The sequence below is a fragment of the Okeania sp. SIO2F5 genome (assembly GCF_010692685.1).
GTDB lineage: Bacteria > Cyanobacteriota > Cyanobacteriia > Cyanobacteriales > Microcoleaceae > Okeania > Okeania hirsuta.
On record NZ_JAAHGU010000008.1, the window covers coordinates 221,504 to 245,681 of the forward strand.

Sequence of the window (24,178 nt, forward strand, 5' to 3'; positions counted from 1 at the left end):
CCTGTTCCCTCTTTTCTAGAGATGTCTAATAAATTTTTTCCCAAAAACTATTGCAATTAATTTTTTTTGTGTTATTATATATAGATGTGAGTAGTAAGGGTCGATGCCCGAGTGGTTAATGGGGGCGGACTGTAAATCCGCTGGCTATGCCTACGCTGGTTCAAATCCAGCTCGGCCCACTCACAAATAAAAAGGATTGAAAGAAAAACGCCCGTGTGGCTCAGTGGTAGAGCACACCCTTGGTAAGGGTGAGGTCACGAGTTCAATCCTCGTCACGGGCTTTTAAAATAATTAACATTATTCCTAAACGTATAATATAATATAATAATAAACAAGTTTTGCTTTTTTCAATTATATATAGTCATGGTTAGAGCCAGATGAAAAAAGCCTAAAGCATCAGATGATGATGTAATTAAAGCTTTAGTATTTTAAGTAGAGTTATACATATTTAGCTATCATTTTCAAATAGCTTCAATGGTATGGCACAATCAATAAACTAAGTATTTTTTGGGGAAGGTGGTATGACACCTACAAAACTTTCAGATTCAGAAAAATTAGAAATTGTTGAGCTGTATCAAACTACAGAAAATAATACTATTACTCTAGCAGACCTCTATGGAGTAAGTAGTTCTACGATTAGACGTATATTGCAAAGTAGCATACCAGAAGATGAATATAAAGACCTAGTTCAACACAAACAAAAACGTCCATCTCGTTCCCAAAAAAATATCGACCAGGATACAGCAGACGACTTGGATGAGTTCAAATTAAAGGAAGATCAAGCTCGAGAAGTATTAGATGATGGGGAAGATGAATCAGGTGAAGTAGTCAAAAAAAGACGACGACGGTCTTCTTCATCTAATAATTCTGAGATTAATCAGCAAACAGAAGTTTCTAAATTATCTTTAACTTCTCAAGACAAGCAAAGATCAAGCGATCGCCTTGAGAATAATTACGATCTGCCAAAAGAAGAAATAGAAGAGATTTTAGCAGCAGATTTACTAGAGCAAACCCAAAACTTAGATGATTTTGAGGATGATGATTTAGAAGATTTTGCTCAAGAATTTGACGATGAAGATAAGCTTGACGAAGAAGAGGATGTAGAAACCCCTTATAACTTATCTATTCAGAATTCTAGTTATTCTGAAATTAGAGTATATCCTCTCACAGAATCTGTTCTGCCAAAAATTTGTTATCTAGTAGTAGATAAATTTACAGAGTTAGTTACTAAACCTTTGATGGCCTTTGGCGAGCTAGGACAAATACCTATAGAAGATTCTCAAGAGAGGACTTTACCAGTTTTTGACAATCACCGAGTAGCTCATAGATTTTCTACCCGCAACCAAAGAGTGCTAAAAGTGCCTGATGGTAGAATGTTGCAAAAAACTTCAGTATATTTACAAGCAAAAGGAATTACTCGACTACTGATTGATGGTCAAGTATACAAGTTATAGTAACTACTGAGGTCAGGAAATTCTTGACTAAATTCTTTAAATTAAAATCTAAGAATAAGAATAGGCACAATTTATTTTCCAGAATCAAATCAAAAATCTTCTTGATGATCTTTCATCTGTCCAATACCAAGCAGAGGTGGTAGGAGAATAGAACTAACGATAACTCCTATACTCACGCTAAATGCCAAAATTACTCCGATAGGTATCTCGATAGACCGGAAAACAATAAATTTCAAAGATATTGGGGCAGAATTCTGGACTGAGAAGATTGCAATACCACTCACCCACAATGCCAGAATTATACTACTGAGAATTGGCGAAATGAATTTTTGCATTAAAAAATCAGCTTAGGAAACGGAATATAACTAATTATCACCTTACCATGAATTACAACATTGAAGAAGGAAGAATGAAGAAGGAAGAAGGAAAGACTGTAGTCCTGCTCGCGTAATGTTAGATGGGGATTAACAACGGTCCTTTATGGGAGTATCTTGCTCCCACTACTGTTGTCCTTAACCAAAAAAATTACAATAGACCACTATTACAATGCACTACCACCGAAAAAACTAAAGGACTGGAAAGGTGGATGGAGATACTAATACAATTTCTGAATAGTAATGCTATGTTTAATTACCATCTCCCCATTAAAAAGATACATAGCAAACTGTTTGAGATTTGGTCTAAAATGTCGCTGCTTGATCGAACCCCAAAAAACTTGTAGATACCGCAGTTGACTTACGTGGGTATTAAATCCATAAGAGAAAAGATAAAGGAAACTAATGGTAACTAAATAGTATAAAAAATTTGCCAGATTAAGTGTAATAATATTACTCATCTAAATTATATTTAATTCATTGATGTACCGTAGTCTAAAATTAAATCAATTCATCTAAACTTTAAAATCTATAAATGCTAGTTCCTCTAACTCGTAAAACATTTGAGCAACTAATTCCAACTGTAGCTACGAGCGACCAATATAAATATTATTGGGGAAAATTCTCTGATGTGTTGAAACGAGCTTTAATTTCTGCTGTTGCAGTTTTGACCATTGTTTTAATTAACGTATTTGCTCATAACGATGGAGACCCTTTATTTTTACTAATTGGTATTACAGCAGGTCTTTATTGGTTTTGGGGACCTGTTTTATTAGCTAGTCTTCGCAATATGGAATGTAGGCGATATCCATATAGTGGTCTATGGCAAGGACGAGTTTTAGATGTATATATGACAGAAGAAGTTGTTGGTGAAGAAGAAACAGTTAATAAGAAAGGGGAACTAATGATCGTAGAAAATTTAGAGCAACGAATTAATTTAGAAGTAGGCGATAAAACAGGATTTGTAACTGAAATTCAGGCTCCACTGCGCCGTCATCATCAAGGTGTTTCTAGAGGTCAGGTAGCTGTAATGTTGGTGATGTCTTATCAAGAAGATTTAGGAAAAATTGTGAAAAGTTCAGATGTTTATCTTCCTACTGTAAATCTCTGGGTTAGTGATTATCCATATCTGAGAAGAGATGCTTTTATTGAAGTAATTAATCAGGTACGCTCATCTCGTAAAAAAAGTAAGCAAGGTCAATCAAGTGATATGAGATTTAGTTAAAATTCTACAAGTTAGACTATAAACATATTTAACTCTATCTTCTTATAGATGATTAAAATTAGGTTATTTTCCTAACAAAACTTCGATATGGCTTATTTCTAAATAGTACAATTTCACGAAATATTCAATAAATAAATATTACTTAGTTTATACAGTAAAAATTTATAATTCGGCATTAATGTTTTTGTCAATACATATTTCTAGAATCATAAAATTTATCTGATAGTCGGTATTATAAAGGTTATTCAACCATTAATAATTAACAATTACCTCTTCTTTTCAAGGAGAAGATTGACGTGGTAGGAAAAATTTTTTCTTGTTTCTCCTTTAAAGATGAGGCTTTAAACCTTAATTATTCGGTAATTTATGATCTATATTTTTATTTTTAATCCCACATTCCGCACTTCAATTTGTAACATGAAAGTTAGTATAAAATCCGTAGCTTGCTTAGGTATTTATACTATATAAATTATCTTCATTTACCTTAATCGGAAGTCAAATTCTCAGTTAAATATTAAGCGCATAAATACTTACTGAATCCTTAACTCCTATTGACCACTATAATTTTCTTCTTACTTGTTATTTCTGACTTTTGACTTTTTACTTTTGAATTTTGGCTTTTGACTTGTTATAATAATTTATAATCAAATTCAGTAGTTCACTTACCTTGACCTTGTTGACCATAAGCTTGCCAAGCTAAGTCCACTAAACCATTAATAACAGCCACTGCTACCACAGCACTACCCTTACGACCATCAATTCTAATATGAGGAATCATCGAATCGTATAAACGTGACTTAGCTACATCCACCCCCACAAAACCAGAAGGAGTACCAATAACCAAAGCAGGTCTAATTTCCTCCGCTTCAATTAAGTCAACAATTGCACAGAGGGCAGTTTGAGCTTCACCTATAACAAAAATTCCCTCTGGATAACGTCTAGCTAAAGTTTCAATTCCCCAAGCTGCCGTAGTTTTTTCCTTCTGGGGTCTAGTTATAGCATCAATTGAACAATAAACAGGATTAACAAAGGTACTTTGAATTACTGGTGTAATACCCACCTGAACCATTGGCACATCTACGACAATAGTTGTACGAGCGGCTAAAGCAGCAGCTCCAGACTGTAAAGCATGGTCAGAGAAACTAATTAGAGACTTATATTCAAAATCTGCCGTAGCATATATTACCCGTCTCACAATTTCGTACTCCGCAGGAGAGAAGGCGTGAGGGCCAATTTCTCTGTCAATAATTCCTAAGCTTTGGGCATCTGTGATGTGCCATTCCATATCAAATTATCCCCTGCCTGCAATAGTTAATTAATATAAAGATTCAAATAAATGAAAATATTAGCACTTAATAATACCCTGGAAGGGCAAAATTTTCCAGAAATCTCCACGGAAGTAAATCTATACTTTATAGATATTAAATCAGCTATAGCGTTTTTATAGATATGTTTAACCATCGTCAATTTATACTTTCTTCTGCTTTAATCGGTGGTGATCTAATTAGGGTTTGCTGAAAAAGTCTTTTTGCTCTTCGTAGTAGTCAGTTTTGGGTCTTAAACACTATGTATCTATAACGTTATAGTTTTTCAACGCTATATATTATATTCAGGAGTTTGGCATTTTTGGGTCTTAAACACTATGTATCTATAACGTTATAGTTTTTCAACGCTATATATTATATTCAGGAGTTTGGCATTTTTGGGTCTTAAACACTATGTATCTATAACGTTATAGTTTTTCAACGCTATATATTATATTCAGGAGTTTGGCATTTTTGAGTCTCAAACACTATGTATCTATAACGTTATAGTTTTTCAACGCTATATATTATATTCAGGAGTTTGGCATTTTTGAGTCTCAAACACGATTTATCTATAACGTTATAGTTTTTCAACGCTATATATTATATTCAGGAGTTTGGCATTTTTGAGTCTCAAACACTATGTATCTATAACGTTATAGTTTTTCAACGCTATATATAGTGTCTCTGCGTAAATCCTGATTCTGTTTCCCCCATTTTTTAACAAGTTGAGGGATACTCGACACACCATTAATAAGCAATATTATTTCCTACTCCGCATTATTCCAGCCATCAATCGAAGCCATTAAAATATTAACTGCTGGATGGTCAATCAACTCCTTAAAAGCTTCCTTTCCTCCCTGTTTTAAAGCTTCAATTATTCGAGATTTCAGAGAGGGATTTTTCTCAATTTCTTGCATTACTTCACCTACAATTATTGCATTTTCCGTAGGAGTTGCAGAATAGTCCGGTTTAGACAATTGTTGTAATAATTGTTGAATTTCTTTTGCTGCCTCTGCTAAATTTTGCTTTTGCTCTGGGGAATAATTATATTGAATTACTTTATCTATCTTTGGTTTACCCGCAGCAATAATAGAACGATCACCCTTAATATCATATTTATTTTCCTCAGTCATTTTTAATCTCCTTATTTCACTATTTACAAAAATATTAGTACCATTAATTTTATACTCAGTAGTTGTCTGTTGAACAACCTTTTCTGAATTGTTCTCCAGATATTGGATAATATCGTCAAACTTAAACTTAGCTTTTATTGCTTCATATTTATTCTGCTCCTTAGCTTGATTAACTATACCTTCCAGAGTTGAAAAGACTTTCCTAAAATATTTTGTAGACGCTTCTTTAACGGGAATAATAAGCTTTTATTGACCGGATATTTCTGTTAAAGGCGGCAAGAACACTAAGCAAGGCAGTTGTGCAATAGGAACGCCTAAGTCTCGTGCTATTTTGTAAGATTCATTTCGATTAAATGGCTTTTTAGTAAACAGTCTAATTGGTTTAAATATTTCATGCAGCTCTGATAAAAGTAGATACTTCCAATACTTGATGAAAAGCTTCCAGTTAATTCCTTTTTTTTCTAAGACATATATATAGCACCACTTACCAGTTAGCTCGTCAAAGTCTTCAAAGTTATTCATCATATAGTCTACTATTTCCGCATCTCCATCTGTACACAGGAAAATTCCTTTGACTAAACTATGTGAGTATTTCTTGATATTTTTGTCAGTGATTATAGTGTCTTCATATAGAGTTTTGCTTGCAGGGATAAAAGGGACAAAACCAAAAATCTCTTTGTATAAAGCTTCGATTGTAGGGACAGGAGGCACAGAACTTTGAAAATAGGGACGATAGTCCTCTAAAAACTTGTAATACTTTTCCTCAATTACAGGGGCAAAAACTTTACTAATTACAGGGACAAAAACTTTACTGTTCTTTTCAATTAAATTTACCTCCATTAGGTCAATTAATCTTTGATATTTAGCCTTGATTGCAGAAGCAAAATTAGGATTATGATTACCTCGTAGAGGGTAGTAAATATCTTCAATTATTGTTCCATACATTACCTTGATTGCAAAGATAACATTTGTCCTATTACTCTCAGCTAAATTTGATTTTGCCAACTCCACTAATTCTAGGTACTGTTTCTCAATTCTCAGGACAATACTTACCTCGTTATGTGCATCTATACCTCGCTCAATTAACAATTCAGCTAATTCAATTAACTTTTTATGTACTAGCTCAATTCTAAATAAAATAGATGTATTATCTTCAGTTGAACTTAACTCAATTAACCCAATTACTTGTTGATTGACTTCCTCAAGGACAGAAACAATGTTAGTTGTTTTATTATTAATTGAATTTAACTCTATATTTGATGCACTTAATGTTCTGAGCTTTCTTATAACAAACTTTCCCAATTGCTCTAATAGTTCGTCCCGACTCTTATTACCCATAATAATCTCCCCCAATTAACCCAACTTCTTAACAACCAACAACTCATTCCCTTGATCGTCGCGCCTTAACTGCTATCTCCCGATATTCCCCTGATTCAAACGGTGCGTTGGTAGTACCTGCCAAATGTTCTTACACAGAATCTTCATAACTACCTTTCAATTCTTTCTTGATACTATCCCAAACATTTGTCCGCTGAATTCTAAATTCTGAATTCTACATTCTAAATTCTTGTAGCGATCGCCTCCTTATAGCTTTTATATAAATTTCAGGAGACATCTGTACAATAAAAAACCAGCTCAATTAACTTATAAATTCTCAATTCCCAATTCTAAATTCTGAATTCTAAATTCTACATTCCAAATTTCCAATTCTAAATTCTGAATTCTAAATTCTACATTCCAAGTTTCCTTTATTTAAAGTCCAACATTTATCAGCTATGGGTAAAAGGTCACTAGCATCATGGGTGACAACCAATAAACTCCAATGATTTTTCAATTTAGCCAGTAAATTGACAAGTTGTTTTCGCATTGACCAATCTAATCCTGCTGTTGGTTCGTCTAACATTAAAAGATGAGGTTGTCTAATTAGTTGTACTGCTAAAGCAAGGCGACGTTGCTGACCTCCACTTAAAGCATGAGGTGATGTACTTAATAATAAATCCTGAAGTCCTACTTCTTCCAGAGCAGAAGATATTTGTTCTGACCGTATCTCTGGATGGCCTAATCGTAATTCTTCGAGAATAGTAGCGCCACAAAAATGTCTTTCTGGGAATTGAAATACTAAACCACCGAGTTGTTGTAGGTGTTCGGAGGTTAATTTTTGGTCTCGCCAGCAAATTTCTCCTTTAGAACATTCAGCTAAACCAGCTAATATTTCTAATAATGTAGTTTTGCCGGAACCGCTACGACCGATAATTAGTCCCATTTGTTGAGGTGCTAGTTCCAGATTTATATTTTTGAGTATAGGGGTGATACTAGCGGCTGGATGATAGTGTAGGTTTTTGAGATATAGCATTGATGAAGAAAGAAGAAGGAAGAAGGAAGAAGGGAGAATTTAATTTTCTGTAATACCCTTGTTCTTTTAAATATATTTTTTATTGTTTCTACTCATAAATTTTTCTGAGTTTGGGTTAAAACGTTTTCTGGATTTAGATGAAAATTGTCTAAAAAATTATATATAATCTAGCTTAGATAATAACATAGAACATCACAAAATCCACTCTAGTAGTAAATTTCTCTATTAACAACCCAAGCACCGTCACAATCTAATTAGTCTCAAAATAAATTATGCGAAAAATATTATTTAATTGGTGTCAAAAAAAATCAGTCTTGAAACAAATATCAGTTCTTTATAGCGCTACTTTCATCAGTTTAAATCTATTAGTAAATCCAGCAATAGGAGACCCATTTCGCAAAAAAAATCCTATTGAAATAGGAGAAAAAACTGAAGCAGCTTTTAAAGCGATGTTTGAGGAAGGAGATTATAAACAAGCAAAAGATTATCTTAAAATAGCTGAATCTGAAGAGATAAGTGAGCCACTTGTTTATGCAATGATATCTTCCTTACATTACTTAGATGAAAATTGGGAATCGTTAAAATTGTATGCCCAGAAAACTACTGAAGTAGCAGAAAATTTAATTACAATTAATCCAGTTCGCGGTAATATTTATGCTGCCACTGGTAAATTTTTAGAAGGTGCTTATATTATATCTACTGAAGGTACATTAAAAGGCGCTCCAAAAGCTCTGGAGAAACTTCGGAAAGCTTTAAGTCATTTTGAAACAGCAGAGAGAATAAATTCATCAGATCCAGAGTTAAATTTGCTCAAAGGATATATGGATTTAATGTTGGCTGTTAATTTACCATTTTCTGACCCGGAAAAGGCAATAAAAACATTGCAAGATAAAGCTTATCCTCATCATTTAGCTTATCGAGGAGTGGCAGTAGCTTATCGAGATTTAGACAAGCTTGAAAAAGCTTTGGAATATGTGGATAAAGTTTTGTTAGAAGTTCCAGATAATCCTGAAGTACATTATCTAAAAGCACAAATTCTAGTTGCTCAAGCTAGAGATAAAGATAATGATTTATCAATGAGAAAAAAAGCTAGGGAAAACTTTGATATGGCTTTGGAAAATTCAGATAAAATGCCAAGACGTTTGGTAGCACAAGTATTTTTTGAACAGTGTAAAAATATTAATAACATAGATGATGGTAAACGACCTTGTGACCCAATGCGAGATGCTATTAGGGATGGTTTAGGTACATGGGGACCAACAGAATTACCACTGCTTTAAAGTAGCATTTAGCAATTAGTAATCAGCACTCAGCAGTAGTGGAGCATTCCGGTACGGAAACGCTAAAAGCTAGTTAAATTGTTAATTCAAAAGTATAAATTTTCAACTAAATTATATTTTTTTCTATAACAATTCTTGGGGTAGTGGTGGATAAAATATCTGGGAATGAGAGAACAGATGTAAGGATTCATAGTTTTTTTATCCTGGTAATTTTTGATGATTTATACCCAGATTACTATATTGATAAATCGTTATAATTACTCTAAATAAAATCAGGTATGACAAACATTTATGGAAATACAATTTCGCGAATTTAATCCTTTTGATGTGTGGATTTGGTTAGAGTTTAGCACTGTTCCTTCAACGGCAGAAAAGCATTACATAGAGGAACTATTTGATTCCTGGTTTTTATTAGGAAAACTGGGTGGCTTTAATGCAGAAAATCTACAGGTTCAAGATGCAGGAATAGAGGTTAGTTATATGGAATATAGCCAGGAAGTTGCAGGTCAAAGTATGATGGCTGTTATGCACAATATGGGAGAAGTAGAATATCAAGGATTTTGGGGTCGTTGTTGGTTCGATTTGGGAACTAGCGATGCTTTAGCAATAGATATTTTGACTAATAGTTTTCAACGATTAGATGAGGAATTTGTCAAGATAGAAAAACTTATTATTGGGGGGCAAAATGAGGACTGGCCTGTACCAGAAAATAACTATGAAATGGGTTTTTCTGATGATAATTGATTGTCAGTAGGTAGGCGTTAAAATTTATCGCTAGAGGAAGCCAGCAGGCAGAAGGGAAAAGGCTTATAAACTACTTTACTTTTTGTTACATACTAAATTTTTTTGTGCCTACCTACTTAATTTCTTTTTTTTCTATATTGTAAAAATTAAACCTGATTAAGCTTTTTTTACTGACAAAAAAATTAGGTTTCAACCTTCCCCTTTTAAGGGGATAAAAAGCGGTCGATATTCGGAGCTGGATGGCGTTACGGAGCGGCTCTGTCAAGAGCGGGTTTCCTCGCCATATCCAATCGACCAAGAGAAAGAAAATTCAGTATTTCAAGCCCCCTAATGAAGTAGGAGGTACTGTTAAATGTTAACGGCTAACTGATAACTGAATTGACTTGTATTTCCCAATTAACTTTGATATTTATGTGAGAAAATTATGAGTAAGAAGAATAAAATAAGGGTCTTAGCTTTGGGTTTAATTAGAGATGACGATCACTTGTTTATTTCTCAAGGTTATGACTCTATAAAACAGGAAAGTTTCTATCGAGTTATGGGTGGGGGCGTTGATTTTGGAGAGTATAGTCGTGATGCTTTACAGAGAGAGTTTCAAGAGGAGATTGAAGCTGAGTTGACTAATATTAAATATTTGGGATGTATGGAAAATATTTTTATGTTTAATGGAGAGGAAAGACATGAGTTAATTCAATTATATAAATGTGATTTTGCTGACCCAAAGTTTTATCAAATAGAGGAGTTAACTTTTTGGGAGAAGGAACGAAAAAAAACGGCACTTTGGGTTTCGATAGATAGATTTAAGTCTGGAGAATTGAAAATAGTTCCAGAAAATTTTTTAGAATACTGTGATTAGGAGAATAATTAAAATGGAGATTAATATTCCAGATGTCGTGGCAGAGGTAACAGGAGGATTTGAGCAATATGAAGTTGCTTTGATTAGTAATAATGTGAATGTTTTAGCCCACATTCCGTACTTCAATATGTAGTATAAAAATCAGGAAGACCGAGTCAGGAAGACCGAGTCAGGAGAAAAAAATAGTGGTTAATAGGAGTAAATAATTAAGTATTTATACTTAATATTTTCCTGAGAATTTGACTTTGAGAAAGGTCAATGAATAGGATCTATATAGTATAAATACTGATCGATCCTCCGATTTTTATACTACTTTTAATGTTACAATTTGACGTGCGGAATGCGAGTTTTAGATGAATTATTTTGGCATATTCCCCAGACTATCCGTTATGCAGTAAATGAAAATCTCTATGGATATGAGGCAATATCAGCTTTTAGAAAAGCGCGTGGAAAAGTTAATTTAGAGCGAGTATTAATGAATACTGTTATTACAACTTATGGTCAAGATTTTGCCACAGCAAATACTGAATTTCAGCGTCAAAAAACTGGAAAAATGGGTAGGCAAAGTCAAACTTGGATGTGTACTTCTGTTGGTTGGCGAGTTGTGAGTGCTCATGTTTCTTTCTTATAAGGAAGGGAGAAGGAAGAAGGAAGGAGGAAGGAGGAAGAAATAAAGGGAAAAAATTAGTTGAGATCAGTAGCTTTTAGAAGATGAATCAAAATTTACAAGATAAAAAAACTTTTCAACAAAATAATAAATCTCAAAATTATACTGAATTAAGTCAAGTAAAAAATGATTATTCAGAGTTATGGAAATATGAACAAGATGATGTTGATACTATTAATAAGTTAGCTGAGATTTATTATAATCAGGGAAATTTTACTGAAGCGATCGCTGTTTGTCAGAAAGTATTAAAAGAACAAGCAAATTTTGCTCCAGTCTACAAAACTTTGGGAAACATCCTACAAGCACAAAATAAAATAGATGCTGCTATTCGTGCTTATTCATTGGCAATAAAAATCAATCCAAATTTTATTGAAGCTATTGTCAATTTGGCGAGTATGTTTTATAAAAAAGGGCAAATTGATGCAGCAATGATTAATTATAGAAAAGCAATTAAAATGAAACCCGATCTAGCAGAAGCTTATTGGAATTTAGGCAAAGTTTTAGAACAAGAGGGCAGATTTTACGAAGCATTTTTTTTTCAAGAAAAAGCTTTAGAGCTTCAGCCTAGTTTAGTTGATAATACTGAAAATAATCATCAATATAGTCATTTTCAAAAGTGGAATAATATAGAGAGTTAAATCAGTTATCAGTTATCAGCAATTAATAATTAAAAATTACTGCTACGGTTAATATAGGGTAAGTAATTTTTTATCTATAGCAATATGAAATGATTCGTCAAAAAAAACTGATAAAATTTTACAACCTATTTAGAATTACTATATCTCAATTTCTCATTTGCTTCAACCTTTTTTCTTTCTTCCTTCTTCCTTCTTCCTTCCTTAGTCAGAAAAAAGTAGTTTTGCGAAATTACTTTAACTCTTAGTTCCTTATTTCCTTTTTCCTTCTTCCTTCTTCCTTATTTTTATGAAATCAGAAGAACAACAGCATCCCCAATATCATAAAGATAGACTAATAGTTAACACCCTATTAGCAGAAAAAGATACTGCCTATAACTTAGCAGAATTAGCAAGACTAAAAATTCGTTATCGAGGTTTTCCTGGGGCAAAAGATATTCAGGAAGACTTAGAGAAAGTATTAGTAAAGTGGGAACTAACTGAAGAAAAGCTCTATGAAAAAACTCGTGAAATTCATCGCAAAGGTCAGGTTTATAAAAAACACAATAACGACCAAGAAGATTGGTTTTAGAAATTTTTTATAATTATTTAATAGAGTGGTTAAATAAGGTAATAAGCAGTAGGTCTGGTTAGCAATGGAAGTAGAGGTTCGTGAGATTATTGCTGTTTATATGGACTCACGGGATTGAGAAGTCACTAGGCATTTGTAGCAGTCCTTACCTGCTGTAGGTCGTCAATTTGCCTTTCGCTCCGCGACATTAAACGTGTAAATAATGTGTAGTCCGTTACTGTGAATCGCTACATTTATATAGTTTTTGCAGATAATATCAAATCCGGTTAATTGCACATAAAAAAATTCTCCAATCGTCATAACTACGCTTATCTTTGTAATTCTCTTTCCTCCTGACTCCTGACTCCTGACTCCTGACTCCTCCTGAGTTAACCATTCTATAACTGTTTAACCGGACTTGATATAATTTGGCATTCCACTATACCTAAAGTATAATTAATATGAAATACGAAAAATTATGCTACAAATAAAGCATCAGATAAAGCTTCTAAAATCAAGTCCCATCCGGTCACAGATATAATAGTTTTTGGGGTTAATTCTAGTAAGATTTTAGATAATCGCTTTCTGAAAATATCGAGATTTTCAAACAGTTCCCACTTGAATTTTTTTTGAATTTCTTTCCACAATCTTTCAATGGGATTGACTTGTGGAGTGTAAGGAGGTTGAAATAAGGAGTGTAAGGAGGTTGAAATAAAAGGATGACATTATTGGGAATTAGGCGATCCATCTATAATGCCGTAATCTGCAAGTCTTACCTGTGAATAGTCTTGGATAGATTCGATTGCTTTTGTTACTAAATCACCAGTAGGTTCGAGAGAAGGTTTTGCTCCAATTGTGTTGAATGAAGTAGTTAGATGTCATATAAATTTCCATGTCATATCCTCTCTAATGATGATTATTTGCAACCTGATTTTTAGCTAATTCATCCTCAATAAACTCAGAAGTTTTACTTCCAACTTTTGGTTGTTTATCTACGTTCTGAAATTATAGTAGTTTAACTTAAAAATGAGACGTTTTTTCATCTGAAACTCCCTCATAGCAAGAAAGCTTTGTCTCAATCTAAAGTTAAATGACTATAGTGTTGATATGATTCAGGTATTTCATAATGCCAAAAATCACAATAGCATATTTTGGACATCCAAATTGAAAATTTAGACCGCTTAGGTATAAATCAATACAGTTCAGTTAAGGATTTTTTTTGGCAGTTCTGTAATCTCAAGAGCTACTCTAATAGTTCCATACCTTATGAGTTTTATCCCTATTCCCTACTCCCTATTTCCTACTGCCTAAAATTTAATGATTATCTGTTTCACTTTTTGCGATAAATATGAAACTTTTGGCTTTCATGGATACTAACAAAACTAAATCCAGCTTGTTCCATAATTTCTTCTTTTTTCCATTGCTTAATGTAACTCAACTTAAGTTTTTATTGAGCTAATATTTCCCCATCTTTCTTAAAAAAATAAGTTTTATCAATGGATTCAATTTCATAATTTTCCCCAATTTTTTCTATCTCATGAGAATAAACAATTCCTGTGGGAAGACTTTGTTGATAACTTTTATGTTCTCCTTGAAAACTCAATAGGAATAACCCATCTTGATGCAGATGTTTAGCAACATTAATTAATCCCTTAATATCCTCATCAATATCCTTAGTATGATTTCTTAAGTCAGTCCGATCACCTCGTTGACTTATTACCCAAACTCCTCTACTAGAAACAGCGATATCAAAAGTTTCTTGGAGGTTCATATCATAGATATCTGCCTCTAGCAACTTTCCCCATCCTCCTAATCTCTTTCTGGCAATTTCGAGCATTGATAAGGTAATATCTACTCCTGTAAATTCAGCTTCGGGAGCAAGTGGCAATAATTTTTCAGCAAATAATCCTGTTCCTACACCTAATTCAAGTATTTTTTTATGACCATCTTTCATCAAAGAATAGACTGCATTAGCCATTCCTTGATAATCATAATAGCCTTGGGTCATCAAAAGATCATAATAATCAGTAAAACTATCGTAATAATCGGTGATATTAATATATTGACTCATAGTTAATTTTGCAGGAGTCAAGTGCAGTCCCTAATAAATAATTTGAATTTTAGTAACTATAACCATGATGATTTGATTGAAAAATCCGTATCAATAAATCAGCTATTTATTTTCTCAATTTGATGCAACTTAACAGGGAATTTGTATCAGACTTAATTTGGATACAATTATTTGATTATCTGTTTCACTTTTTGCGATAAACATAAAACTTTTGGCTTTCATAGACACTAACAAAACTAAACCCATCTTGTTCCATAATTTCTTCTTTTTTCAATTGCTTAATGTAGTTCAACTTAAGTTTTTGTTGAGCTAATATTTCCCCATCTTTCTTAAAAAAATAACTTTTCTCAATGGATTCAATTTCATCATTTTCCCCAATCTTTTCTATCTCCTGAGATTAACGAAGTCAGAAGTCAGAAGTCAGAAGTTAACCCACCCCTCGCCCCTCCCCCTCCCAGGAGGGGAAGTAGGGGATGCGTGAGCAACTCTCCAAAAATATTGCGCCTTAAAAGGCGGGGTTTTAGACCAATATTATTTTGATAAACAATTCCTGTGTGGAAATTTTGTTGATAACTTTATAGGTTAGCTATGGGTAATTAGGGTTTGCTGAATAAAGTATGAGTAGTAGGGGTAGGAGTCAGGAGTCAGGAGTCAGGAGAAATGGGGAATTTAGAGGAGGTAGGAGTAAGAATTGTCCCTCAATTTTTTTGTCCGAAGGTTTGCCTTTTATGCTAACTTTTTGAGGGTTTTAGACTAAAACAAGCGCATTTTTTGGGAATCGAAGAAAGCTCAAACCTTTACCTGTCAATGGTCTTAAAATTAATTGGCAAACCCTAATTATAAATATCTGGAAATCAAAGAATTAATTTAATATTTGGAAAAGGTAGGCAATAGGTAATTTCAGTTATCAGTTATTAGTAACTCTTCAATAAGGAGGCAAGAAAATACGGAATTCTCTTTTCTCTTGGTCAATTGGATATGGGGAGGTCTCCTCGTCACCCCACCCTACGGGAAGCTCCGAAGCTATACTGCTTTTTATCCCCTTAAAAGGCTATGCTTTATCAACATATTTACTTAACATAAAACTTGACAAAATAGACAAGTTATATTCAAGCCTTTAAAAGTTTTTTTTCAGAGAAAAAGTGTATTCAAAGGTATATTTGTTTTGATAACTTAAGTAGCTTTTCCTATCTATATGATTCTTTCTCCCTTCTCCCCTGCTCTCCACAAGGTTTTCAGGAGTTCCTTATAAGGGATAGCTTAAAAGGGGAGGCTTTAGACCAGGATTTTTCGGTCAAAAGAATATCGTTGATTAGTAAATGCACAAATAATTTTATCCATCTACTTAGCACAATAATTTGATTGAAAAAAATCATCAATTTCCTGCAAATTTTTGATAATCTTCTAGTAACCAATGAGGCAGTTTAGTTATATCTTCGATTCGTAATTGTTCAGAACGACAATATAACATTGCTGCTAATAAATAATTTATAGTTTTTGGTGCTTCTATTCCTTTGGCAAGTTGAGCAGCTAACTGTCGTAAAAATTCTTGTTCGCTTTCTATTAAAGATTCATTTTGAATTTTGCTATTGAGTAATGCTTGATAACCTTTACCCATTTCACCCAAGTAAAAAGTTTCTAGTTTTTGAGGTTCTAAATTTATCCAAAAATCAGCCATTTGTTTTCTGATTTGACGCAATTCTTGAACCACAGATTCATCAGATGGGTCAATATAGTAAAGATTCACACTGCCCAATAATTGATTGATAAATTTTTGCTGTGGAATGTCTAAATTATCTGTTTGATTTGCTGTTAAAACTACATTTTTTTCTGGTCTAACTTCAGCAGTTGTGACTGGAGAATTTTCTGGTAGATGAGGGGATTTAGATTTAAAAGCTTTTTCCAACTTCTGGGCAACTTCTCGACTTTCAAATATCTGTTTATAATCATCTATCAACCACTGAGGTAAACGATTTTTAGCATCTCTGACTAACATTTTGCTTGGAGGAAAATATAACATTGCCCCTAAAAATGTATTGATAGCTTTTGGATTAGTTAAACCCATACTTGTCTCAGCTAATTCTTTGAGAAATTTCTGTTCATCTTCGGTTTGAGGTTCGTTTTGAATTCCACTTTTTAATAAAGCTTGATATGCTTGTCTAATTTTGCCTTGATAAGTATTTTCTAATTCTTTGGGAGCTACAGCTAACCAAAAATCAGCTATTTGTTTACGAAGTTGACGTAATTCTTCTATTAAAGATTGGTCAGTAGGATCGATTTCGTAGAGATTCACACAACCAATCAAACGATTGATAAATTCAGAAGTTAAAGAATTTTTATCTGTAGATTCTATAGTTTTTGGCGCGTGAATATTTTGCCATTCTTGGAATAATTCTTGAAATAATTTACCTATCTGTGTAGAGTAACTAAGACTGTCTAAAAATGAAGGGTTTTGCTCAATTTTTTCCAGAATTTCTTGCCGCTTTTGTTGACGTAACTGAGGATTAGTTGCTAGTTTCACTACTAAATTAATATAACTCTCTTCCCCATCAGCAATAAGATCGTCCATCTTTATCTCTCTGAGCAATGCTGATGCTTGTCGAAACCTTAAAGCATTTCCTTCAACAACTACTGGTGGAACTCCGACCATGAGTGGATCGACCAGAGAGGTTGCACCACCGTAAGGGAAAGAGTCTAAATAAATATCCGCTAATTTCAAACATTCTTTGATATCTGCTTGACTTGGTAATGCTTTAATTACGACCAAGCGCTTACTGTCGATACCATGACGTTTCAAAACAGACCGCATCTGTTTGATAAAAGGGGCAAATCGATAAGAATTAGTCCAGTTAGGATTAAAAGGATACAAGACTAAAATAGAATTGGGCACTTTTGCTAGGATTTTGGCCCAAGTCTCCCGCATCTCCGGTATAATTTTGTAGAAATTAGCTCCAGAAATAAATATGGTGGTTTGGTCGGTTGCCCCCCAACTAGAGCGAATTGGTTTTACTCCTGAGGGGGGTTCGGCGATCGCATATCGGAAACAGAGTCCGGAATCTTCTAGGTTGGCCAGTTTTTCTGTATAATGTTCTTGGGTTGTCTCTGTTGGTGCAGTAATTTTACCGGAGATATAGTAGTCTATGGAGTGCATCCCGGTGGTAGTGGGAGAATTGATGGATGTAATTTGTATTCTGGCCAGTTTGTGTATTGCCAGCAAGGTAGAATTTTTGATAGTAGCAGTAATATTAGAGCCAATAAATAGAATATCAAGGTTGTCGTTGCGAATAATTTGTGCTTGACTTTTCAATTCTTCTGGTAGTTGTAGAAATTTATCGGCGTGACTTTGGCAATATTTTTCTAAGGGATGTCCGTTAGATTTTATTGCATAGAGAAATATCTCAAATTTACTCCGGTCTAAATGTTCAAATACTGGGAGTAAGGAATATGTTTCTGTTTGGGGAGAATAATGATCTTTGAGAATTCCCAAGCGAATTTTTGGGCGGTTAAATGGGCGGTCGTTCATCTTATAATCTAACTCTAACCCACGATTTTTTAGAGCAAATTCTATAATTTCTGCACGCTTGATGTAGAGATTTTTTAAATTGGGCGTAGTAGTAAAATATAGAGGAATCCAATTAGCATTTTCCACAAAAAACCAGGCGATAACTTGCCATAATTCTGAGTCTGGATTAGTGGATATATTGTTATGCACATAATTCAACCATCCTACTAGAAAATTATGATAATTATCTGTTTCTCCTATTTCTTGAAAAAGTTGGGGAGAGGCAAACATAAATTTTAAATAGTCTGTAGCAAACCAGCTAGGTATGGGAGCTTTTTCGTATTTAATTCCTAGTCGATCTGCTCTTTGATAAAGCATCCCTGCCAATAAATACTGAATGGCTAAAGGTTGGTTAAATCCTTTGGCAAAATTAGCTTTTATTTTGTCTACAAATCTTTGTTCTATTTCAGTTAAAGTTTCGTCTTTTATACCACTTGCTAATAATGCTTTGTGTGCTTGACCAAATGCTCCCAAGTAAACATTTTTGAGTTCTTCCGAAGTTTGAATATTCAGCCAGCATTCTGCAATTTGCTTTCTAATTTCTTGCAATCTAACTAATGCTGATTCATCCAACTGGTTTTGCTGATAAAGCTGAATATTCTGATTTATTTCTGTCAGAGATGGTAATAAATTAGTTTTAACAGTAGGAACAACTTTTTGTTGTTCTATAGACTGAGGTTTTGGAGAATTGACTGACTGATTTGGTGTCTTAATTAAATCTGTTTCCCCACTGACCAAAACAGAGATAAGTAAATTAACTACAGAAGGAGATTGACTACATTTAAGACCTTCACGAATTTGAGCGATCGCTCCATTAGTATTTCCTCCTTTCAACATAGAAGCAGCCATTTTTATTGCTTCAATTGCATAATGTTCCCTAGCTTTATCAGATAATTTTTCTGCCATTTTTGTTGGTAAATAAGTTTGAGTAATTTCTATAGCTTTCCGAGCATTTTCTATATTACCGCCAGACTGCATTAAGCGGGAAGTTTCCGAGGAGGAATGTAAACGGAAACAAGCCAAAATTTCCGGTTCAAACCAAATAGGATAAAAAGCAGTTATTCGCTTCCAAATTTCCCAATCAGCCGCCGAATCTGCCTGAGAACAAAAACCTCCTAAATTTTCATAAACCTTACGTTTTACTACCATCCCCACAACTTGAATTCGTTGTTCAATAGTAATTTTTTCTAAGAAATTTTCTATAATACCTGGAGTTTTTCTTTCCAACACAGACAAATACTTTTTCTGGTCATATTCATCTATATAATAGTGGCGACAAAATGCTGCTCCTACTGTTGTATTTTGTTCAATTCCACGACGTAATTTTTCATAAAAACCAGGCAAGACAAAATCATCATCATGGAGTAGATGAATCCAATATCCTTTTGCTCTTTGTAGACAAATATTAAAAATCGGAGCTTGACCAATATCTTGTGGAAAATGTCGATAAAAATTAACTCTTTCTCCCCCTACCTTTCGGACAATTGCTTCTATTTCAGCTTGAATTTTATGGTCTGGACAATCATTTACGACTTCTATCTGCATTTCTTCTAGGGCAGGAGCTTGTTGCAATACACTTTTGAGAGTTTGCTCTAAATATTTCGCCTTTTTATAAGTAGGAATCATCACAGACCAAAACGGTCGATGGTTATTATCTGACAATGGATTAATTTCTGGATATTCAATACCCATTTGATTATTTTTGAGAGTAGCTATTTGAGGAAATTTTTCTATACCTACTTCTAGTTGTTGTTCTCGTCTTACCGTTGCCCAAATCCAAGGTTTAGCAGATTTTAAAGAAACTAAATTAAACCCCGCTGCCATTAATAAATCTTTTAATTTTTCTTCAGTATAAGCATTGCCAGAAAAATAATATTGTTGATCTTTTGCCCCTTCCTCATCAAAATTTCCTAAACTTTCAGCGCTGTGGTCATGTACTTTAATTCTCAAATATCCTCCCGGTTTCAAAACCCGAAATATTTCTCGGAAATAACTTTTGACAATAGAAATAGAACGGATGTGCTGAAAAACTATCGTCGAAAAAACAAAGTCGTAATTTTCATCAGCTAACTGTTGCAAATCATCGCCATTATTAATATATAGCTCTCCATTTTGTTTCCCATCAGCTAAATATTGTCGGGCAAACTGAATCATATTTTCCGAAATATCTACACCATCTACCCGTGCAAATTTTTCTCGCAAATACTTAATAAGACGACCAACACCACAACCGATTTCTAATACTTTCCACTCTGGTTTAACAGGGATACCTTCCAGAATTTGTGGCACCCAAATTTCCATTAACTCTTTCCTAACTTGCTTTTTTTGTCCTGGAGAAAGCGTCTCCATTCCACTGTAAGCTAAGACTCGCTCAAAAATAGCTTCATCTAAAGAATTAACATTCCTAAAATAGCGTTGTATTTCTAACTGCCCGTGATTTATTTGAAATTGAATTTTGCCTAAATTTTTCCTATCTTCCATACCAGATAATTCCTTTGATTTAAGCTGTATCTCTGACTCTCCATGATTTATTGGAGATGAAATTTCTCCTGACTTTTTCCTATCTTCCACACTAGAAAATTCCTTTGATTTAACCTGCATCTCTAAATCTCTATGATTTATTGGAAATGGAATTTCTCCTGACTTTTTCCTATCTTCCATAGCAGATAATCTCTCTACTTTAATCCGATTAAAAGTCTGGATAAATACATCAGTCATAATCTTAGCCATTCGAGACCAAGAAAACTTTTGAGCTTGTGCTAAACCAGCAGTTATTAATTGTTGCCGAACTTCTGATTTTTGCACTTCACCCAAAGCATTTACCAATCCATTAACATCATTATCATTAATATATAAAGCTGCTCTTCCTGCCACTTCTGGAATTGAAGCATTTTTACAAGTAATAACTGGACAACCACAAGCCATTGCTTCTAAAATAGGCAGTCCAAAACCTTCATATTTTGATGGATAAACTAAAGCCATCGCTCCAGAGTAAGCCGATTTTAATTCTTGGTCACTCAGTTGTAATAAATGAATTTTACTATCTGAAATATATTTGCTTAATTCTGGCTCTACTTTTCTATTTCCCCCTATACAAACAATCTCAAATTCTGCGGATTTTTTGAATTTAGCAAAAGCTTGAAAGAATAACATAGTATTTTTATAACCTAGCCAACCTATTCTCTCACCCACTATCAGAAAGTATGGGCGATGAATGTTATATTTCAACTGAAAATTAGTAACTTCTTGAGGGGTCGCTCTAGAAAATTTAGGTTCAATTCCGCAGGGAGCTACTCTGATAGAATTTGCGGATATTTGAGGAAAATATTTTACTAAATCACGAGCTGTATTTTCTGAAATTGAAATATAAGAAATTGCCTGTTTAATACTACGATGTTTTTCTTGCCATGAAGGGTTATCAAGATTTTTAGCTAAAACTTCTGGAATCATATCATAAGCCATAAATATAGATGGCGTTAAGATAGGTGTTGTGTAATAAGTAGAAATGAAAATATCAGCATTTTCTTCATCACATATTTGCTGCAAAATTTGACGGTCTGCATCTATTCTGCCGTAATTATATCCAGGGATAACACGATATTTTATGCCGGGAATTTTTGGTGCAGTTTTTGCTCTGTCAAGCACTAAAATATTTTTAGCAAAACTATCTTTTGACCATACTTCCAACAAAGACTTCCAGACACGGGCAATACCTGTATTATTTATTTGGAAAAATACACCATCAATAAGAACCTTGAAATCTAATAGCTGCCAATTTTTCGATTTTCTTTCGGCAATATTTTCAGAGTCTAACTCAGTTAACTGCTGCTGATTTTTTAGTTTCTTTTCTGTCACTTTTTCATAGTCTACCTCAGTTAAAGATTCTTTCCTTTTCTCAGGTTTATATCTACCTATCCTAAATATGCTGTGAAACTCGGAATTTGATAAACTTTTCTCTGTTAATAAGTGCAGAGATTCTCCATCCGAACATAAATTAAGTTTAAACTTTTGAGCAATTACAGATAATGCTTTTTTGTTAAATATAGAAATGTGTTGACCTTCTTCCAGAGCATAATACCACCAATCATTAGGACGAGGATTATCAGGTGGCAATAGCTTTGTACTAAATAAAATATTTCTAGTTTGTTGCAGTATCTTCTCAATTTCTGCCAGAGGATTTATGAAATGTTCAAATACTTCAAAAGCTGTGACTATTTCATATTTTTGTTCCCTATTTATTTCTCCTTCCCATCCTTGAGAAAAAATATTTTGGCAATATTTATCATATCCATAAAAATCTAATCCTAAGTCACGCATCATCCGGACAAATAAACCATACCCACACCCATAATCTAGGAATTTATCATTGGCATTAAAGAAGTTGAGAATTAAATTTTCTGTAATCAAAGAAAAATTTTGATTTCTAGAAACCAAACCCACATCACTACTAGCAATTGCCTCTGTATAAGCTTCCCCTAACCAGTAAGGATTTTCCGTTTGTACAAAACCACAATTAGAACATTGAAAATAGTCAACATTATATTTATTTAAAACCTTAGCATTATCAAATTTGTGAGATATTGAACCACAAACTTTGCAATGAACATTTTGAATTTGTAAACCACCACTAAACATTGTTTTTTCTGTAAAATTGTCTGCTGGAATATTACGAATAATAGAGGGAGGATGAGTCAGAGGAAAAATCATTTCCTCCACAGACATATTGGCAAACTTATTAATACTTGAAGTGTGAGTAGCACCTTGACCAAAACCAATATTAGAAACTAAATTAACCTTGGGTAAAATAGTTAAACCATGATAATTCCAACAGGCAAATGTCCAAGCATAAGCCCAAGAATTAAACCCTTGATAATTCTTCTGAAAAATCTCCGACCAATATTGAACTGCCCTACTATTTTGTAGAATATTTTCTAACCACTTACTACCTCTAAGCTTCGACCATAATTGCATTTGATTATCATAATTTTTCCATGCTCTTCGCCAAGTTGCCCAACCCCAACAATGGGGATAGCGAGAGAAATAATAACTAGACTCTATTGGATTATTACCAAACTGAAAATTATCTCCAGATATAGCCATAATCCTCTCATCATTTCGATATCTTTCTAATAACTCTTCACAAAACCTAAAAAAAGTTAAATGAGGTACACAGTCATCCTCCAAAATAATTGCTGATTCTACCAAACTAAAAACCCAATTTAATCCATTATAAATACGCTCTCTACAACCTAAATTCTTCTCAGAATAATTAGTCAAAACTTCACAATTCCAATCAACCTGATCGATTATCTTTCTTGCTGCCATACACCTCTCAACTTCTCCATATCTATCGAGGCGAGGAGCATCAGCTATTACAAATAATTGAAGAGGCTTTACTTGACGAATTGCCTCAAATACTTTTGCCGTTGTATCTGGTCGATTAAATATAATTATAACTACAGGAGTTGTTAATTGAAATTGAGTCATTTTTAGTTTAATAGGAAAGAAGGAAGAAGGAATAAGGAAGAGATAAGAAGGAATAAAGTAGATAAATCTACAGATAAATCAAGTTCAACTAAAGATTTGTTTAAGAAGGAGAAAGTCATTTCAGTTATCAGTTATCAGTACCTCTGTAATAAAGAGGCTTTAAATACGAAATTATCTTTTTTTTTCCTTAAAAGAGGAGGCTTTAGACCAAGATTTTTCGGTAATAAAGTTGATAGCTGATATCTCACTACTGAATCCTGAGAAACTTTTAATTATGGAAAATATTTCCATTATTTTTTCTCCTTTCAAAGTAATCAAAACTGATAGCTGACTGCTGAGTGCTAAATGCTTATAAGCTAATAAAGCTGATAGCTGATACCTGAGTGCTGAATGCTTATAAACTTTTAATTATGGAAAATATTTCCATTATTTTCCCCTCCTTTCAAAGTAATAAAAACTGATAGCTGAATGCTGAGTGCT

General features: G+C 33.6%; 17 protein-coding genes and 2 tRNA genes. 11 read left to right on the forward strand and 8 right to left on the reverse strand.

Annotated features, from left to right (window positions below; genetic code table 11):
* The first annotated feature begins 97 nt into the window (after positions 1 to 97).
* From F6K27_RS06105 to F6K27_RS06115, 3 genes are all read left to right on the forward strand, one after another.
* Positions 98 to 179 (forward strand) — tRNA-Tyr (locus F6K27_RS06105).
* Between the two features lie 30 nt (positions 180 to 209).
* Positions 210 to 281: transfer RNA gene (locus F6K27_RS06110), tRNA-Thr, on the forward strand.
* 240 nt (positions 282 to 521) lie between these two features.
* Positions 522 to 1,454, forward strand: a complete 933-nt coding sequence (locus tag F6K27_RS06115) for a hypothetical protein (protein WP_287274512.1) — start codon at positions 522 to 524, stop codon at positions 1,452 to 1,454.
* A gap of 89 nt (positions 1,455 to 1,543) precedes the next feature.
* Here F6K27_RS06115 and F6K27_RS06120 read toward each other — a convergent pair whose 3' ends face one another.
* Positions 1,544 to 1,789, reverse strand: coding sequence for a DUF1049 domain-containing protein (locus F6K27_RS06120; protein ID WP_287274514.1), 246 nt, complete (start codon positions 1,787 to 1,789; stop codon positions 1,544 to 1,546).
* 574 nt (positions 1,790 to 2,363) lie between these two features.
* Between F6K27_RS06120 and F6K27_RS06125 the strand changes: the two genes are divergently transcribed.
* Complete coding sequence (locus F6K27_RS06125; protein WP_287274516.1) at positions 2,364 to 3,053, forward strand: phosphate ABC transporter permease; 690 nt, start codon at positions 2,364 to 2,366, stop codon at positions 3,051 to 3,053.
* Between the two features lie 658 nt (positions 3,054 to 3,711).
* On the opposite strand, the gene F6K27_RS06130 is transcribed toward F6K27_RS06125, so the two are convergent.
* The 4 genes from F6K27_RS06130 to F6K27_RS06145 form a co-directional block, all read right to left on the reverse strand.
* A complete protein-coding gene (locus F6K27_RS06130) occupies positions 3,712 to 4,338 on the reverse strand; it encodes a precorrin-8X methylmutase (RefSeq protein WP_287274517.1) in 627 nt (208 codons plus the stop codon).
* Between the two features lie 789 nt (positions 4,339 to 5,127).
* Positions 5,128 to 5,493 (reverse strand): hypothetical protein, encoded by a 366-nt coding sequence (locus F6K27_RS06135; protein WP_287274518.1) that lies wholly within the window; start codon positions 5,491 to 5,493, stop codon positions 5,128 to 5,130.
* A gap of 246 nt (positions 5,494 to 5,739) precedes the next feature.
* A complete protein-coding gene (locus F6K27_RS06140) occupies positions 5,740 to 6,831 on the reverse strand; it encodes a hypothetical protein (RefSeq protein ID WP_287274519.1) in 1,092 nt (363 codons plus the stop codon).
* Positions 6,832 to 7,216: 385 nt separating this feature from the next.
* Positions 7,217 to 7,846 (reverse strand): ABC transporter ATP-binding protein, encoded by a 630-nt coding sequence (locus F6K27_RS06145; protein ID WP_287274522.1) that lies wholly within the window; start codon positions 7,844 to 7,846, stop codon positions 7,217 to 7,219.
* 272 nt (positions 7,847 to 8,118) lie between these two features.
* Here F6K27_RS06145 and F6K27_RS06150 point away from each other — a divergent pair, with 272 nt between their 5' ends.
* The 7 genes from F6K27_RS06150 (at position 8,119) to F6K27_RS06180 (ending at position 12,599) form a co-directional block, all read left to right on the forward strand.
* Positions 8,119 to 9,126 carry a Sll0314/Alr1548 family TPR repeat-containing protein gene (locus F6K27_RS06150; RefSeq protein WP_287274523.1) on the forward strand — a complete coding sequence of 336 codons (1,008 nt, stop codon included), beginning with the start codon at positions 8,119 to 8,121 and terminating at the stop codon, positions 9,124 to 9,126.
* A 291-nt stretch (positions 9,127 to 9,417) separates the two neighbouring features.
* Positions 9,418 to 9,870: a DUF3531 family protein gene (locus F6K27_RS06155; protein ID WP_287274525.1), complete on the forward strand. Its 453-nt coding sequence runs from the start codon at positions 9,418 to 9,420 to the stop codon at positions 9,868 to 9,870.
* A 424-nt stretch (positions 9,871 to 10,294) separates the two neighbouring features.
* Positions 10,295 to 10,726, forward strand: coding sequence for an NUDIX hydrolase (locus F6K27_RS06160; protein ID WP_287274527.1), 432 nt, complete (start codon positions 10,295 to 10,297; stop codon positions 10,724 to 10,726).
* The gene (locus tag F6K27_RS06165) at positions 10,719 to 10,859 is read left to right on the forward strand and encodes an AtzH-like domain-containing protein (protein ID WP_205127358.1); all 141 of its coding nucleotides are present in this window, start codon (positions 10,719 to 10,721) and stop codon (positions 10,857 to 10,859) included. Before F6K27_RS06160 ends, F6K27_RS06165 begins: the two co-directional genes overlap by 8 nt.
* 207 nt (positions 10,860 to 11,066) lie before the next feature.
* Complete coding sequence (hpxZ, locus tag F6K27_RS06170) at positions 11,067 to 11,357, forward strand: oxalurate catabolism protein HpxZ (RefSeq protein ID WP_287274530.1); 291 nt, start codon at positions 11,067 to 11,069, stop codon at positions 11,355 to 11,357.
* Between the two features lie 80 nt (positions 11,358 to 11,437).
* Positions 11,438 to 12,031, forward strand: coding sequence for a tetratricopeptide repeat protein (locus F6K27_RS06175; RefSeq protein WP_287274532.1), 594 nt, complete (start codon positions 11,438 to 11,440; stop codon positions 12,029 to 12,031).
* A 286-nt stretch (positions 12,032 to 12,317) separates the two neighbouring features.
* Positions 12,318 to 12,599 carry a DUF3288 family protein gene (locus F6K27_RS06180; RefSeq protein ID WP_287238851.1) on the forward strand — a complete coding sequence of 94 codons (282 nt, stop codon included), beginning with the start codon at positions 12,318 to 12,320 and terminating at the stop codon, positions 12,597 to 12,599.
* A gap of 455 nt (positions 12,600 to 13,054) precedes the next feature.
* Here F6K27_RS06180 and F6K27_RS06185 read toward each other — a convergent pair whose 3' ends face one another.
* The 3 genes from F6K27_RS06185 to F6K27_RS06195 form a co-directional block, all read right to left on the reverse strand.
* The gene (locus F6K27_RS06185; RefSeq protein WP_161564517.1) at positions 13,055 to 13,225 is read right to left on the reverse strand and encodes a hypothetical protein; all 171 of its coding nucleotides are present in this window, start codon (positions 13,223 to 13,225) and stop codon (positions 13,055 to 13,057) included.
* Positions 13,226 to 14,025: 800 nt separating this feature from the next.
* Complete coding sequence (locus F6K27_RS06190; protein ID WP_287274534.1) at positions 14,026 to 14,649, reverse strand: class I SAM-dependent methyltransferase; 624 nt, start codon at positions 14,647 to 14,649, stop codon at positions 14,026 to 14,028.
* A gap of 1,375 nt (positions 14,650 to 16,024) precedes the next feature.
* Positions 16,025 to 23,698 carry a methyltransferase domain-containing protein gene (locus F6K27_RS06195; RefSeq protein ID WP_287274536.1) on the reverse strand — a complete coding sequence of 2,558 codons (7,674 nt, stop codon included), beginning with the start codon at positions 23,696 to 23,698 and terminating at the stop codon, positions 16,025 to 16,027.
* Positions 23,699 to 24,178 lie beyond the last annotated feature (480 nt).

Coding starts and splice junctions, on each gene's coding strand:
- F6K27_RS06115 (WP_287274512.1), top strand. CDS start 522: ATGACACCTACAAAACTTTCAGATTCAGAAAAATTAGAAATTGTTGAG.
- F6K27_RS06120 (WP_287274514.1), bottom strand. CDS start 1,789: ATGCAAAAATTCATTTCGCCAATTCTCAGTAGTATAATTCTGGCATTG.
- F6K27_RS06125 (WP_287274516.1), top strand. CDS start 2,364: ATGCTAGTTCCTCTAACTCGTAAAACATTTGAGCAACTAATTCCAACT.
- F6K27_RS06130 (WP_287274517.1), bottom strand. CDS start 4,338: ATGGAATGGCACATCACAGATGCCCAAAGCTTAGGAATTATTGACAGA.
- F6K27_RS06135 (WP_287274518.1), bottom strand. CDS start 5,493: ATGACTGAGGAAAATAAATATGATATTAAGGGTGATCGTTCTATTATT.
- F6K27_RS06140 (WP_287274519.1), bottom strand. CDS start 6,831: ATGGGTAATAAGAGTCGGGACGAACTATTAGAGCAATTGGGAAAGTTT.
- F6K27_RS06145 (WP_287274522.1), bottom strand. CDS start 7,846: ATGCTATATCTCAAAAACCTACACTATCATCCAGCCGCTAGTATCACC.
- F6K27_RS06150 (WP_287274523.1), top strand. CDS start 8,119: ATGCGAAAAATATTATTTAATTGGTGTCAAAAAAAATCAGTCTTGAAA.
- F6K27_RS06155 (WP_287274525.1), top strand. CDS start 9,418: ATGGAAATACAATTTCGCGAATTTAATCCTTTTGATGTGTGGATTTGG.
- F6K27_RS06160 (WP_287274527.1), top strand. CDS start 10,295: ATGAGTAAGAAGAATAAAATAAGGGTCTTAGCTTTGGGTTTAATTAGA.
- hpxZ (WP_287274530.1), top strand. CDS start 11,067: ATGCGAGTTTTAGATGAATTATTTTGGCATATTCCCCAGACTATCCGT.
- F6K27_RS06175 (WP_287274532.1), top strand. CDS start 11,438: ATGAATCAAAATTTACAAGATAAAAAAACTTTTCAACAAAATAATAAA.
- F6K27_RS06180 (WP_287238851.1), top strand. CDS start 12,318: ATGAAATCAGAAGAACAACAGCATCCCCAATATCATAAAGATAGACTA.
- F6K27_RS06190 (WP_287274534.1), bottom strand. CDS start 14,649: ATGAGTCAATATATTAATATCACCGATTATTACGATAGTTTTACTGAT.
- F6K27_RS06195 (WP_287274536.1), bottom strand. CDS start 23,698: ATGACTCAATTTCAATTAACAACTCCTGTAGTTATAATTATATTTAAT.